Origin of the sequence: Thioalkalivibrio sulfidiphilus, assembly GCF_000377945.1 — a bacterium.
Classification (GTDB): domain Bacteria; phylum Pseudomonadota; class Gammaproteobacteria; order Ectothiorhodospirales; family Ectothiorhodospiraceae; genus Thioalkalivibrio_A; species Thioalkalivibrio_A sulfidiphilus_A.
Map to the genome: position 1 here is coordinate 93,632 of NZ_KB898922.1, position 13,138 is coordinate 106,769.

Genomic DNA, 13,138 nt, shown 5'->3' on the forward strand with positions numbered 1-13,138 from the left:
CTTCGCCGGATGCATCGGAACCGCGACATACGCAAAACATCAACGCCAGGGCAGCCGTGACCATGAAACCGACAATGAGATGGGTACCTGGGACCAATCTAAGAGGTCGAGCGGTCTCGTTCGGCATTGCCTGCGCGCTCGTTGCCGGCCAGGCTCATGCCGGGTGGGAATTCACCCCCTCCGTGACCCTGGGCAGCATCTATTCGGACAACGTGACCCTGGCGCCCAAGGGCGCCGAGACCTCGGACCTGATCCTGGAACTGGCCCCGGCCCTGGATGCCCGCTTCGACGGCCGCCGGGTGGACGCGGACATCCGTTATCGCGCCCGCAGCTTGTTCTACCGTGATCGCGACGAACTGGATCAGACCTACCATTTCCTGGATGCCCGCACCAACGCGGAACTGGTACAGGATACCTTCTTTCTGGATGCCGGCGTCGGCGTGCGGCAGCAGGTGATCGATCCCTCCGTGGTGATCCCCGGGGAAACACTCAGTGGCGGCGAGAACCTGTCCGACGAATACACCGCCTTCATCAGCCCCCACTGGACCGGCCGCGTGGCGGACAACCTCCGGGCCGATGTCCGCTACGTGCTGGGCGTGGTGCGCTACGACGAGAGCACCCTGACGGACAGCGATCAGCATGTGCTCGCCGCCCTGCTGGAGCGCACTCCCGAGGCCGGCACTCTGTACTGGGCGCTGCGCTACCGTCAGGCCCGCGTGGAATTCGAGGACGAGGACAACGTCACCCTGGAGCAGGGCGCCGGTGAGCTGGGCATCCCGGTCACCGGGCGCACGCGCCTGATCCTCATCGGCGGTTACGAGCGCAACAACTTCCTGCTCGCAGACGGCAGCAATGCACCCGACGATTCTCTCTGGGCGGTGGGCCTGCGTTCCTCCCGGGGCGAGCGCTTCGAGGTGGAAGTCCTGGCCGGTGAACGGGTGTTCGGCAACACCTTCAGCCTGCGTTGGGTGCAGCGCGCGCCCCGCTGGCGCATGGTGGCGAGCTATGATGAAGATTTTGTCACCTATGCCGAAACCCGCCTGAGCATCGATCCCCGTTCCCCGGAGTCCATCCTGCCCGGTCCGGACCTGGGCCGTGCCGCCAGCGACGTCTACCTGCGCGAACGGGCCCAGGTGGATCTGGCCTTCGACTGGCGGCGTACCACCGCGTCCATGCGGGTCTACAACGAGCGGCGCGATTACCAGACCCGCGAGGGCGAGGAGGAGGTGCGCGGCGTCGACTTCAGCATCGACTGGCTGTTTCGGCCCCGCACCAGCTTCGTACTCGCCGCCGGGGTCGAGGAAACCGACATCCTGGGCGCGGACGCGGAAGACCGGCTGACCCGCCTCTCCGCCGGAGTGACCCAGCAGCTGGGGCGGCGCACCGCCGGCAGCCTGATCCTGGCGCGCAGCGACCGCAGTTCGGACCTGGCGGAGCGCGAGTACACGGAAAACGCCATCATCGCCCGTCTCATCGCCACCTTCTAAGCCAACGATCTGTACAGGAGCCATTTGCCATGACGGCCAATCCCACGGCCAGCGGGCCGGTCAATGCCATGACCGTCGACGTGGAGGACTACTTCCACGTCTCCGCCTTCGCCGATGCTATCGACCGTGCCGACTGGCATGACATGCCGTCCCGGGTGGTGGCCAACACCCATCGCCTGCTGGACCTGTTCGACGGGCAGGGTGTGAAGTCCACCTTCTTCGTGCTGGGCTGGGTGGCGGAGCGGGAGCCGGGACTGGTGCGCGAGATCGTCGAGCGCGGGCACGAGTTGGCCTGCCACGGCTACAGCCACCAGCTGGTCTACAACCAGACGCCCGAGCTATTCCGCGAGGAGACAGTGCGCTCCAAGGACTTGCTGGAGCAGGCGGGCCAGGTGCCCGTGCGCGGCTATCGGGCAGCCAGCTATTCCATCACCCGCCGCTCCCAGTGGGCCCTGGATATCCTGGGCGAGGCGGGTTTTGAGTACGACTCCAGCATCTTCCCGGTGCGACATGATCGCTACGGTATCCCGGGCGCCGGTCGCTGGCCCCACGAGATGACCCTCAATGAAGGCCGGCGCCTGGTTGAGTTTCCCCTCTCCACCGTGCGCTGGGCCGGCATGACCCTGCCCATGGCCGGCGGTGGTTATTTCCGGCTCTACCCTTATGCCCTGAGCCGGGCCGGTTTTCGCAACATCAATCAGGGCGCCGGCAAGCCCTTCGTGTTCTACCTGCACCCCTGGGAGGTGGACCCGGAACAGCCGCGCATCAAGGCCAAGGCCCTGTCGCGATTCCGGCACTACAACAACCTGCACCGTTGTGAATCCAGGTTGCGCCGCTTGTTGGAAGATTTCCGTTTCGCCCCCATGCGCGACGTGCTGGCGTCCATGGAGCTGGTGCCTGGCGAATCTTCGGCGCCCGTGGGCGCTGCGTCCGCCCGGGGTTGAGCGTTCATCATGTGCGGCATTGCAGGCATCCTGAACCTGAACGGCGGACCGGCCGTCGAGCAGCGTGAGCTGGAGGCCATGGTGGATCGCCTGTATCACCGGGGTCCGGACGGCCATGGTTTCTACCGGGATGCCCATGTGGGTCTTGGCCATGCCCGCCTGAGCATCATCGATCTCGAGGGTGGCCGTCAGCCCCTGCACAACGAGGATGCCTCGGTGTGGGTGGTGTTCAACGGCGAGATCTTCAACTACCTGGAGCTGCGCGCCGAGCTCATCGCCCGCGGCCATCGCTTTGCCACCCAGTCGGACACCGAGGTCATCGTCCACCTCTACGAAGAATACGGGGACGACTTCGTCCACCATCTGAACGGCCAGTTTGCCATTGCCCTGTGGGACATCCCCCGCAAGCGACTGGTGCTGGTCCGCGACCGGGTCGGCATCCTGCCCCTGTTCTATACGCTGCAAAATGGACGCCTGCTGTTCGCCTCGGAGATCAAGGCCATCCTCCCGGCCCTGGATAGCGCGCCGCGACTCAACGCCACAGCCCTGGACGAACTCATGACCTTCTGGGCGCCGCTCACGCCCCACACCCTGTTCGAGGGTATCGAGGAGGTCTCGCCCGGGCAGCGTATCGTGGTGCAGAACGGGCACATCACCCGCGACACCTACTGGGACTGGTCTTTCCCCGTGGATGACCGTTATCGACAGGGCAATGAGGACGAACTGGCCGCCGAACTGGGTGAACTGCTCGTCGATGCCACGCGCATCCGCCTGCGCGCCGACGTACCCGTGGGCGCCTATCTTTCCGGGGGGCTCGATTCCTCGGCCCTGGTCTCGATGATCCACCGCCAGGGCACCGCGCGACTTCGCACCTTCTCCATCGGCTTCGAGGATGAGGGCCTGGACGAGTCGGGTTTCCAGCAGCAGATGATCCGCCACGTGAATGCCGACCACAGCAGCATCCGCTGTGACACGGCCCGGGTCGGCGAGGCCTTCTTCGACACGATATTGCGCACCGAGGCCCCGGTGCTGCGCACCGCGCCGGTCCCCATGTCCCTGCTCTCCGGCCTGGTCCGGGAGCAGGGCTACAAGGTGGTGCTGACCGGCGAGGGTTCCGACGAGGTGCTGGGCGGCTACGACCTGTTCAAGGAGGGCAAGATCCGCCAGTTCTGGGCGCGCAACGCCGATTCCAGCTGGCGTCCCCTGCTCATCAAGCGCCTGTATCCCTACCTGAACCTCACCCAGGCTCAGGGGCTGACTTATCTGAAGAGCTTCTTCGGTACCGGCCTGGATCAGCCCGAATCCCCCTTCTTCAGCCACATGACCCGCTGGCAGTCCACCGCCCAGTGCAAGGTCTTCTTCTCCGAAGAACTGGGCGCCCAGTTGCGGGGAGACGCCGTGGAGCGGCTGGCGGGTGGCCTTCCGGAAGGCATTCAGCGTTGGCACCCCTTCAATCGGGGCCAGTACGTGGAGGCGCACACTCTCATGTCCGGCTACCTGCTGTGCTCCCAGGGCGACCGCATGCTCATGGCCAACTCCGTGGAGGGCCGTTTCCCGTTCCTGGATCACCGGGTCATCGAATTCGCCAACCAGTTGCATCCCCGCCACAAGATGCGGGTACTCAACGAGAAATACCTGCTTAAGCGGGTCATGAGGCCCTATCTCCCCGAGGCCATCGTCGCCCGCCACAAGCAGCCCTACCGGGCCCCCGACATCCCGGCCTTCTTCAGTGGCGGCAAGACGGAGTACGTGCGGGAGTTGCTCAGCCCGGAGGTGGTGTCCCGCTACGGCTATTTCGACGCCGCCAAGGTGCAGCGTCTGTTCCAGAAGATCGAACGGGGCAGGGCCATCGGTTACAAGGACAACATGGCCTTAGTGGGTATCCTCTCCACCCAGCTCTGGCATTACCATTTCGTTGAGCGCTTCCATGAGAATTTCCGTGATGAGGGTAAAGTGGTTTTGCGCGGGTTGGGGTAAGGATAAAAACCTTTTCCTCTCACGGAGCCACGGAGCCACGGGGAAAGATATTCAGGAGTTGAGCAGATAGCCCATAAGCACAAGGAGGTGCAATGGTGACTGAGAATGAAATCGGCGATCTTGTGGTTGAGATTGCGGTGCGGGTACACAGCAGTCTGGGTCCAGGGTTGATGGAATCAGTCTACGAAGTGGTCATGGAGCATGAGCTCCGTCAGAAAGGATTGATCGTCGAACGACAAGTGCCCGTGGAAATTCAGTATCGCGGCTTGAAATTTGAAGATGCCTTCCGGGCTGACATGATTGTGGAAGATAAGGTGATTTTGGAGTTGAAGAGTGTCGAGAGACTCAATAATGCACACAGAAAGCAGCTTCTGACCTATCTGAGATTGACGGGCAGAAAGTTGGGTTATGTTCTCAACTTTGGCGAAAGTCTCATGAGAAATGGCATTGCCCGTGTAATCAATGGGTATCTCAGTAAGTAGTGGGTTAATCAACACACATGATAAATGCGGTGTTCATCTGAGCATTAGATTTCCTCTGTGGCTCCGTGCCCCCGTGAGAGGATGATCTTTTTGTCTCTGCGCCTCCGCGAGAGAACAGTCTTTGATTTTCTGACTTGGGGTAAAAAATGGAACTGGAAACAAAGATAAAGGGCTACATCCTCGAGAATTACCTCTTCACCGACGACGAGTCCCAGCTCGCCAGCGGGGACTCCCTGCTGGAGCGGGGCATCATCGACTCCACCGGCATCCTGGAAGTCATCATGTTCCTGGAAGACGAATTCGGCGTCACAGTGGACGATGACGAGATGGTCCCCGAGAACCTGGACTCCGTGGCCAACCTGGTGGCCTTCGTGCAGCGCAAGAAGGCCGCGGCCTGAAGGACCACTGCCCGGACGGGAAGGGAATATGCCGATCAAGCCCCAACGCCTGCTCCACGAGATACTGCCGATCCATGCCCGGAACCACCCGGACAAGGTGGCGGTTGTCGTCGGCGGGGAGTCCTATACCTACACGCAACTGGAAGACCAGAGCGCCCGTCTCGCCGCGGCCCTGCAGCAGCGCGGGCTTGGGCGCGGTGACCGGGTGGCCATCTACATGGACAACACCTGGCCCTGCGTGGTCAGCATCTATGCCGTGCTCCGGGCGGGTGCGACCTTCCTGGTGGTCAATCCACAGACCAAGCAGGACAAGCTCGCCTACGTGCTCAACGACTGCACGGTTCGTCACCTCATAACCGATGCTCACCTGGCTTTCGTGTTCCGGGAAGTGCTGCCGGATGTGCCGAGTCTCACTCACCTGATCGTCTCTGGCGGCGACAAGGTGGCTGAACAGTGCGAAGGGCTTTCCCCCGCAGCCGAGGTGTTCGAGACCGTGGTCGAAGGCACCCCGGCCGGGCCCATCGATCCAGGCACCATCGCCCTGGACCTGGCCTCTCTCATCTACACCTCCGGCAGCACGGGCAACCCCAAGGGGGTGATGCACACCCACCAGTCCATGCTGTTCGCCGCCCAGAGCCTGATCGAATACCTGCGCATGGATGAGCGGGAGGTGATCATCAACGTCCTGCCCATGGCCTTCGACTACGGCCTCTACCAGATGCTCATGGCCGTGCAGATGGGGGCCACCCTGGTGTTGGAGCGCTCCTTCACCTACCCGGCCGAGGTTTTCAAGCGTATGGAACAGCATGGCGTGACCGCCTTCCCGGGTGTGCCCACCATCTACTCCATGATCCTCGCCGCCCATGGCCGCAAGCCGTTGTCTTTCCCTTCGGTTAAACGCATCACCAACACAGCTGCCGCGCTGCCGGCGGATTACGTACCGCGCCTGAAGGAGGTCTTCCCCAACGCCCTGATCTTCAAGATGTACGGACTCACCGAGTGCAAGCGGGTGAGTTACCTGGAGCCGGAACTGGCCGAGGTGAAGCCCCGCTCCGTGGGCAAGGCCATCCCCGGTACCGAGGTCTATCTGCTGAGTCCCGAGGGCGAGCCGGTGGGTCCCGGGGAGCCGGGCATCCTCCATGTGCGCGGTCCGCACCTGATGCGCGGTTACTGGAACCTGCCGGAGAAAAGCGCCGAGATGCTCAAGGACGGCCCCTATCCCGGGGAGAAGGTGCTGCGCACCGGAGACTGGTTTCACATGGACGAGGACGGCTGTCTGTACTTCGAGGGCCGCAGCGACGACATCATCAAGACCCGAGGCGAGAAGGTCAGCCCGGTGGAGGTGGAAAACGCCCTCTATGCCATCCCCGGCGTGGAGGAGGCGGCCGTCATCGGCGTCAGCGATGATCTCCTGGGCCAGGCGGTGCGGGCCTACGTGGTACTGGCCGCAGGCAGTGAACTGGACGAGCGTCGTCTCAGAAAGGAACTCACCTCAAGGCTGGAGAACTTCATGGTGCCCAGGGACATCCTGCTGGTGGACAGCCTGCCCAAGTCGGCCAACGGCAAGATCAACAAGAAAGATCTCGTGGCCACTTGATCGTCTCGGGGGAAAGGGGCCGCGTAACACATGAAAAACATGATTTCTCGCGAAGACGCAAAGACACCAAGGAAAAAAACATTTCCTCTCACGGAGATACGGGGGCACGGAGAATGACGAACAAGATGACCTTGACCAAGGCGCGATGGTGCAAGAAAGAAAGCCTCGGCATGAATCACCTCGATGTGTTTGAGGCGACCGATTCGCGATTCAATCGAGAGTTCACTGCCTTGAACTACTCCGTGCCCCCGTGTCTCCGTGAGAGGATGCTTTTAATCTCCTTCTCTGCGGCTCGGCGCTTCCGGGGGGAATGAGTGTGCAAGCGCGCTTTTGTGCGCGGGGGAGTGCCATCATGAAGCATCCTCTCTATCTGCAGTTGCTGGCGCGACTGAAACAGGACCTCCAGGTCCTGCCCGACAAGCCGGACGAAACGCCACGGAACACCCTGGACTGTCTCTGGGCGCTTGCGGCAGGGCAGCCCCTGGCGATCAGCCAGGTCCGGGATGCGGTGATCGACGATCTCGATCTGGAAGCACAGGCCACGTTGAACGCCCTCGTCGACAAGCGCCTTGCGGGTACGCCTCTTTCGCATCTGACCGGTCGGCAGGACTTCATGGGCCTGGTGCTCAAGTCCTCCGAGGCGGCCCTGGTGCCCCGGCGCGAGACCGAGATCCTGGGTCGTGCCGCTATCGGCAAGCTGCAGGGATTGGATGTCGAGGCGCCATGGGTGGTGGATCTCTGCACCGGCTGCGGCAATCTGGCCCTGGCCATGGCCGTTGCTGCGCCCCAGGCCCGGGTCTGGGGCAGTGACCTGTCCGAGGAGGCCGTCGCCCTGGCCCGGGAGAATACAGAGTTCGTCGGACGCCCGGACGTGAGTTTTTATGCCGGCGATCTTGTCGTTCCATTCGATAACGAGGAATTCCTGGGCCGGGTGGACCTGCTCACCTGCAACCCGCCTTATATCTCCAGCGCCAAGGTGGAGCAGATGCCCGAGGAGATCTCCGGTCACGAACCCCACATGGCCTTTGATGGCGGACCCTTCGGCATCAAGATCATCCAGCGCCTGATCCAGGACGCACCGCGCTTGCTGCGTCCCGGAGGCTGGCTGTTGTTCGAGGTGGGTCTAGGCCAGGGCGAGCCCATGAAACAGCGCCTGGAGCGCAATGACGCCTTCGACCAGGTAGAGGTCTTCGTCGATGATCACGGCGACGTCCGCGCCCTGGCGGCGCGGCGGAGACGATAAAGAATAGTTCTCTCACGGAGTCACAGAGGCACGGAGGAGGGCTGAATTTGTTCACAAGCTTTCCCCGTGGCACCGTGCCCCCGTGAGAGGAAACGTACTTAAGTTCTGTTCATGGAGAACAACATGTCCCAGAAGCTAAGCCCGGATGTCCTGAAGATCGACGCCGAAGCCGAGGTGCATCGCATCAGCGCGGCCCTGCGGGAGACCCTGCGCAAGGATCTCAATCGGCGCGGTCTGATCATCGCCATCTCCGGCGGCGTTGACAGTGCCGTCTGCGCGGCCCTGTGCGTCAAAGCGCTGGGGCCGGGCAAGGTCTTCGGACTGCTGCTACCGGAGCGGGATTCATCCTCCAACAGCGTGCGCCTGGGGCGCATGGTGGCCGAGCAACTGGGTATCGAGTACGCCGTGGAGGATATTGCTCCGACCCTTGAGGCCATCGGCTGCTACCGCTGGCGGGATGAGGCCATCCGCAGCGTGTTCCCGGACTACGACGGCACCTGGAAGAACAAGCTGGTCATCCAAGGCGGTCAGCAGGGGCAGATCAATCGCTTCGCCCTGGTGGTGCAGAAACCCGATGGAGAGCTGGCGGAGGAGCGCCTGGATCTCAAGAGCTACCTGCAGATCGTTGCCGCTACCAACTTCAAGCAGCGCATCCGCAAAACCCTGGAGTACTTCCACGCCGACCGGCTCAACTATGCCGTGGTCGGCACCCCCAACCGCCTGGAATATGACCAGGGCTTTTTCGTCAAGAACGGCGACGGCTCGGCGGATGTCAAACCCATCGCCCATCTCTACAAGACACAGGTCTACCAGCTCGCCCGTCATTTCGGTCTGCCCGATGAGATCTGCAGCGCCAAGCCCACCACCGACACCTACAGCCTGCCTCAGGGCCAGGACGAGTTTTATTTCGCACTGCCCTACGACAAGATGGACCTGGCGCTCTGGTCCCTGAACCATCAGGTTCCCGCCGATGAATTGGCTGCAGCCCTGGGCTGCGAGACCAGGCAGGCGGAATGGATCTACAAGGACATCGAGACCAAGCGGCGTACCACGCGGTATCTGTCCCTGGCGCCTGTGCTGATGGAGTCGTAATTCCTTTTTCGGAAACAGATCCATGTTGGCGAAGCGCACCAGTAAAAGCCAGGTGACCCTCCCCAAGGCCATCGTCCGGGCGGCAGGGGATGCGGATTATTACGATGTGAGTCTGGAGGATGGAAGGATCGTACTGACACCCGTCCGGCTGCAGCGCGCTGATGAAGTACGTGCCAAGCTGGCTGAGCTGGGGCTCACGGACAACGATGTCAAGGAAGCCATCGCATGGGCAAGAAAAAATGCCTGACACCACCTCGTGTGGTGCTCGACAGCAATTGCGTCATCTTAGCCCTGATATTCTCCAATGATCTGAATTATCTGGCGCTGACATTATTAACCCGGACCTTGAATAACGAGACAATCGTGCAAGCTCCGTAGGCCCGATAGAGCGCAAGCGGTATCGGGCAGGCTATGCCGGACACCGCTACGCTATGTCCGGCCTACGAATAACAAGAGTGACGGGTTAAGGGCCTCCTCAATATTGTCCGAGGCGTCGATCCATGGTGAAGCTGTCGTAAGTACGGATGAATTCAAACAAGACAAATAAGGCTGGCGCAACGCAAGAGCTGCACATCGATGTCCATGGTCCTGGTCAGCCATTCAATGCTAAGGCCTGGGATGCCTTCCTGGACGCCCTCCCGAATGCAGCACCCTATCATCGCAGCGAGTTCCGGGATCTCATCGAGAGGGTCTTCGGGCACCCCACCTACTATCTCTCTGCGCTGAACTCCGAGGGCACAGTCTGTGGCGTGCTGCCGTTGGTGCGCCTGCGCAGCCGTCTGTTCGGGGATTTCATGGTCTCCATGCCCTATTTCAACTATGGCGGAGCTCTCGCGACCGAGTCATCGGTTGCTGAGGCCCTGATGGATCGGGCCGCTAGCCTGGGCACCGAACTGGGCGTGAGCCATGTGGAGTTCAGAGACGTGGTGTCGTACGACGCACGTTGGCCGGCACGCACCGACAAGGTGGTCATGGAACTGGCCCTGCCCGATGACGAGGAGGCCCTGTGGAAGCAGGTGGGTCCCAAGATCCGTGCCCAGGTGCGCCGGCCACACAAGGACGGCCGGGAGATCAGCGTGGAGCGGGGCGGGCTTGAACTGCTGGCGGATTTCTATCGGGTCTTTGCCATCAACATGCGCGACCTGGGCACACCGGTCTACGGAAAACGTTTCTTCCGCGAAATCCTGGAACGCTTGGGCGACCGGACACGCATCATCCTGATCAAGGTGGCCGGACAGCCCGCAGCAGCGGGTTTCCTGCTCCAGGAAGGAGAGCGCATGGAGATCCCCTGGGCCTCTTCCCTGCGGGAGTTCAACGGCATCGGCGTCAACATGCTCATGTACTGGGAGGCGCTGCGCTTCAGCATCGAGCGGGGTTGCCGGGTGTTCGACTTCGGTCGTTCCAGCGTGGACTCCGGCACCTACCGCTTCAAGCGCCAATGGGGCGCCGAGCCCCGCCAGCTGTACTGGCACTACTGGCTTGCCGGCGGCGGCGCGCTGCCGGAACTCAACCCCAACAATCCCAAGTTCCGTCTTGCTATCCGGGTCTGGCAGCGCCTGCCCGTGGCGGTTGCCAACCTGTTGGGTCCGCCCATTGTTAAAAACCTCCCTTGACGGAAAAGGCAGTTCTCTCGCAGAGGCGCTGGGGCGCTGATGAAGTCAAAGGCATGATGCCTCGCGAAGGCGCAAAGACGCGAAGAACTGCATGAACTTTCAAAAGACTTTCTTCGCGCCTTTGCTGTTTTGCGAGACTAATCGCAAGGGTCGGGACGCCTCAGAACTACCCCATCCCCCCTTGATGGACGTTGCAAAATCATATCACTAAGTGATATAAAAAGGTCGATGAAAAGGATTTTCAGGACACGAAGCTTCAGCCGATGGATGAGCAAGACCGGACTGACGGATGATGCCTTGTATCAAGCCGTTACTGAGATGGCGCAGGGGCTCATCGACGCAGATCTGGGAGGCTGCGTCGTGAAGAAGCGCGTCGCCTTGCCTGGGCAGGGCAAGCGCGGCGGTGCTCGAACGATCGTGGCGACCAGGATGTCGGATCACTGGTTCTTTATCTTCGGCTTCCGCAAGAACGAGCGATCGACCATCGACAAGGACGAGTTGAGAGCGCTTCAGGAGGTGGCGAGAGATCTGCTGGGTTTCGATGAGCGGCAGCTTCAGAGTGCGTTGGATGCTGGCGAGATTACAGAGGTTCTATATGACAACGGCGAGGCGTAAGAGTAGGATTTTGAGCGAGATGCATGAGACCGCACGCGGGCTCCATGGAGCCGGTCTCATAAGCAAACGACGCATGGGTGAAATCGAAGCCTTGTGCCATCTCGATGTCCACGAGATGGCACCGCAGAAGATCAAATCACTCCGAGAGCAGGCACACCTGAGCCAGGCAGTCTTTGCAGCAGTTCTGAACACCAGTGTGTCCACTGTGCAGAAATGGGAGATCGGTGACAAGAAGCCGAGCGGCCCGTCACTCAAGCTGCTGAATCTCATCGAACGGAAGGGGCTTGATGCCGTCTTGTAAGCTGTGCGGAAACGCGGGTTAAAGGCAAAAAGCATATTTCTCGCGAAGGCGCAAAGACGCCAAGTAGTTCATGATATTTCCAAAGACTTTCTTCGCGCCTTCGCGGCTTTGCGAGAGTAATCGCTTTTAATGTTTGTCTTCCCCCGCGTCTCAGGGCCTCCGCGAGAGAATATCGCTCTTCAACATGATCCCATCTCCTGATGTCGTATCAGCCGGATACCATAGATTCGGAAGCGGCTGCCATGGCTCGCTTCGCTGCCGAACAGCATCAGGCGTGCAATGCCGGATAGGTCCATCTGCCGGCCCTCGGGCGCGTTTTCCAGGTCTGTCAGCGGGATGCATTCGCGGCTGCGTGAGCCGGCCTCCAGGGTGATGCGCTGATTGAATCGGTCGGTGAAACGGAAATTGTGGTGCAGGTCATCGATGCGCAGGGTGAGATCCAGGGGCAGGGGACCTGGATTGCCCAGTTCCAGCTCCAGGGCGTCGAAGCCGCGCCAGTCCTTCACCGGCCATTCCCAGGAGACCCCGGGAAAGGCGCTCGTTTCCATCAGAATCTCCAGATATGTCTCCCTGTCCGGACCGGCGGCCAACCGCACCGAGGCGCCGTTGCGATCGATCATCCACAGATCGACACGGTTTTTGGGGCATACGAGACAGGGGAAGTCAGCGTCACGCTTCATCAATGCAGCCGAGATCCCCGCCACGGGCAGGAGCACCAGCGCCGCGAGTATCACGGGTAACAATGCCAGGGACAGCGTGCGAAGGCGCGTCTGGGTGAACTCCGCGACCTGTCTGTCGTAGAGTGCGATGAGCGCCAGGGCGGCCACGGTGCCGGCCATGTTCACGGCCACGTCCCACAGGGAGGCGTTGCGTGCCGTGAATTGCTGCGACCACTCGGTGACGCCCGAGATCACCAGCATCACCAGCAGCGTTCCCCCATAGACCCCCCAGGCATTTTGCCGGCCCGGAGTGGCAAACCGCCTCAGGGCGATAAACACGATGACTGCCAACAGGCCGAACAGGGGAAAGTGTGCCGCGCTGTGCAGGGGGCCGATCAGTGGACCATCGCCCGGCAGGCGTGCGAAATGCCACACGCCCAGGAGCAGGGCGGCCGCAACAGCCAGACCGATCGGGTGCAGCCTGTTGGTCGCGCTTGTCAAAATGATCTGCTCCTCTCGCGGGGGCACGGAGCCACGAAGAAAGTCAAAATCCTGGTCTCTCGCGAAGGCGCAAAGACGCGAAGAAGATCTCTTTACCCAATCATTGCATAAATTTGACGCAACCAGGTTTTCGGCTACTTGCTTCAAGTATTCACGTAATGCAACAGAATCGTAGGCCGGACAAAGCGCAGCGATGTCCGGCGCCCTATCGCCCGATACCGCTTCGCTT

General features: G+C 61.3%; 13 protein-coding genes. 12 read left to right on the forward strand and 1 reads right to left on the reverse strand.

Features of this window, described 5'->3' with window-relative positions; all coding sequences use genetic code 11:
• The first annotated feature begins 74 nt into the window (after window positions 1-74).
• The 12 genes from D580_RS0101325 to D580_RS0101390 all read left to right on the forward strand — a co-directional run bounded on the left by D580_RS0101325 (window position 75) and on the right by D580_RS0101390 (window position 11,749).
• Window positions 75-1,487, forward strand: a complete 1,413-nt coding sequence (locus tag D580_RS0101325; protein WP_081617208.1) for a TIGR03016 family PEP-CTERM system-associated outer membrane protein — start codon at window positions 75-77, stop codon at window positions 1,485-1,487.
• A 29-nt stretch (window positions 1,488-1,516) separates the two neighbouring features.
• Window positions 1,517-2,431 (forward strand): XrtA system polysaccharide deacetylase, encoded by a 915-nt coding sequence (locus D580_RS0101330; RefSeq protein ID WP_018952638.1) that lies wholly within the window; start codon window positions 1,517-1,519, stop codon window positions 2,429-2,431.
• A 9-nt stretch (window positions 2,432-2,440) separates the two neighbouring features.
• Window positions 2,441-4,408, forward strand: coding sequence for an asparagine synthase (glutamine-hydrolyzing) (gene asnB / locus D580_RS0101335; protein ID WP_018952639.1), 1,968 nt, complete (start codon window positions 2,441-2,443; stop codon window positions 4,406-4,408).
• 92 nt (window positions 4,409-4,500) lie between these two features.
• On the forward strand, window positions 4,501-4,890 hold the full coding sequence (locus D580_RS0101340; RefSeq protein ID WP_018952640.1) for a GxxExxY protein: 390 nt from the start codon (window positions 4,501-4,503) through the stop codon (window positions 4,888-4,890).
• 146 nt (window positions 4,891-5,036) lie between these two features.
• Entirely contained in the window at window positions 5,037-5,288 is a 252-nt protein-coding gene (locus D580_RS0101345; protein ID WP_018952641.1) for an acyl carrier protein, read from the forward strand.
• A gap of 28 nt (window positions 5,289-5,316) precedes the next feature.
• Window positions 5,317-6,885 carry a class I adenylate-forming enzyme family protein gene (locus D580_RS0101350; protein ID WP_018952642.1) on the forward strand — a complete coding sequence of 523 codons (1,569 nt, stop codon included), beginning with the start codon at window positions 5,317-5,319 and terminating at the stop codon, window positions 6,883-6,885.
• 352 nt (window positions 6,886-7,237) lie between these two features.
• Window positions 7,238-8,128, forward strand: a complete 891-nt coding sequence (gene prmC / locus D580_RS0101360; RefSeq protein ID WP_018952644.1) for a peptide chain release factor N(5)-glutamine methyltransferase — start codon at window positions 7,238-7,240, stop codon at window positions 8,126-8,128.
• Between the two features lie 123 nt (window positions 8,129-8,251).
• Window positions 8,252-9,220: an NAD(+) synthase gene (gene nadE, locus D580_RS0101365; protein WP_026289593.1), complete on the forward strand. Its 969-nt coding sequence runs from the start codon at window positions 8,252-8,254 to the stop codon at window positions 9,218-9,220.
• Window positions 9,221-9,242: 22 nt separating this feature from the next.
• A complete protein-coding gene (locus tag D580_RS0101370; protein ID WP_018952646.1) occupies window positions 9,243-9,467 on the forward strand; it encodes an AbrB/MazE/SpoVT family DNA-binding domain-containing protein in 225 nt (74 codons plus the stop codon).
• A gap of 277 nt (window positions 9,468-9,744) precedes the next feature.
• Entirely contained in the window at window positions 9,745-10,833 is a 1,089-nt protein-coding gene (locus D580_RS0101380) for a FemAB family XrtA/PEP-CTERM system-associated protein (RefSeq protein WP_081617209.1), read from the forward strand.
• A gap of 228 nt (window positions 10,834-11,061) precedes the next feature.
• Entirely contained in the window at window positions 11,062-11,448 is a 387-nt protein-coding gene (locus tag D580_RS0101385; protein WP_026289594.1) for a type II toxin-antitoxin system RelE/ParE family toxin, read from the forward strand.
• 73 nt (window positions 11,449-11,521) lie between these two features.
• Window positions 11,522-11,749: a helix-turn-helix domain-containing protein gene (locus D580_RS0101390; RefSeq protein WP_018952650.1), complete on the forward strand. Its 228-nt coding sequence runs from the start codon at window positions 11,522-11,524 to the stop codon at window positions 11,747-11,749.
• Between the two features lie 179 nt (window positions 11,750-11,928).
• On the opposite strand, the gene D580_RS0101395 is transcribed toward D580_RS0101390, so the two are convergent.
• Window positions 11,929-12,909, reverse strand: coding sequence for a VanZ family protein (locus D580_RS0101395; protein WP_018952651.1), 981 nt, complete (start codon window positions 12,907-12,909; stop codon window positions 11,929-11,931).
• Window positions 12,910-13,138 lie beyond the last annotated feature (229 nt).

Bases quoted from the DNA above. Each gene is read 5' to 3' on its own strand.
- D580_RS0101370 (WP_018952646.1), top strand. From the start codon at position 9,243: ATGTTGGCGAAGCGCACCAGTAAAAGCCAGGTGACCCTCCCCAAGGCC.
- D580_RS0101350 (WP_018952642.1), top strand. From the start codon at position 5,317: ATGCCGATCAAGCCCCAACGCCTGCTCCACGAGATACTGCCGATCCAT.
- D580_RS0101340 (WP_018952640.1), top strand. From the start codon at position 4,501: ATGGTGACTGAGAATGAAATCGGCGATCTTGTGGTTGAGATTGCGGTG.
- D580_RS0101385 (WP_026289594.1), top strand. From the start codon at position 11,062: ATGAAAAGGATTTTCAGGACACGAAGCTTCAGCCGATGGATGAGCAAG.
- D580_RS0101345 (WP_018952641.1), top strand. From the start codon at position 5,037: ATGGAACTGGAAACAAAGATAAAGGGCTACATCCTCGAGAATTACCTC.
- D580_RS0101390 (WP_018952650.1), top strand. From the start codon at position 11,522: ATGGGTGAAATCGAAGCCTTGTGCCATCTCGATGTCCACGAGATGGCA.
- asnB (WP_018952639.1), top strand. From the start codon at position 2,441: ATGTGCGGCATTGCAGGCATCCTGAACCTGAACGGCGGACCGGCCGTC.
- prmC (WP_018952644.1), top strand. From the start codon at position 7,238: ATGAAGCATCCTCTCTATCTGCAGTTGCTGGCGCGACTGAAACAGGAC.
- nadE (WP_026289593.1), top strand. From the start codon at position 8,252: ATGTCCCAGAAGCTAAGCCCGGATGTCCTGAAGATCGACGCCGAAGCC.
- D580_RS0101330 (WP_018952638.1), top strand. From the start codon at position 1,517: ATGACGGCCAATCCCACGGCCAGCGGGCCGGTCAATGCCATGACCGTC.
- D580_RS0101380 (WP_081617209.1), top strand. From the start codon at position 9,745: ATGAATTCAAACAAGACAAATAAGGCTGGCGCAACGCAAGAGCTGCAC.
- D580_RS0101325 (WP_081617208.1), top strand. From the start codon at position 75: ATGAGATGGGTACCTGGGACCAATCTAAGAGGTCGAGCGGTCTCGTTC.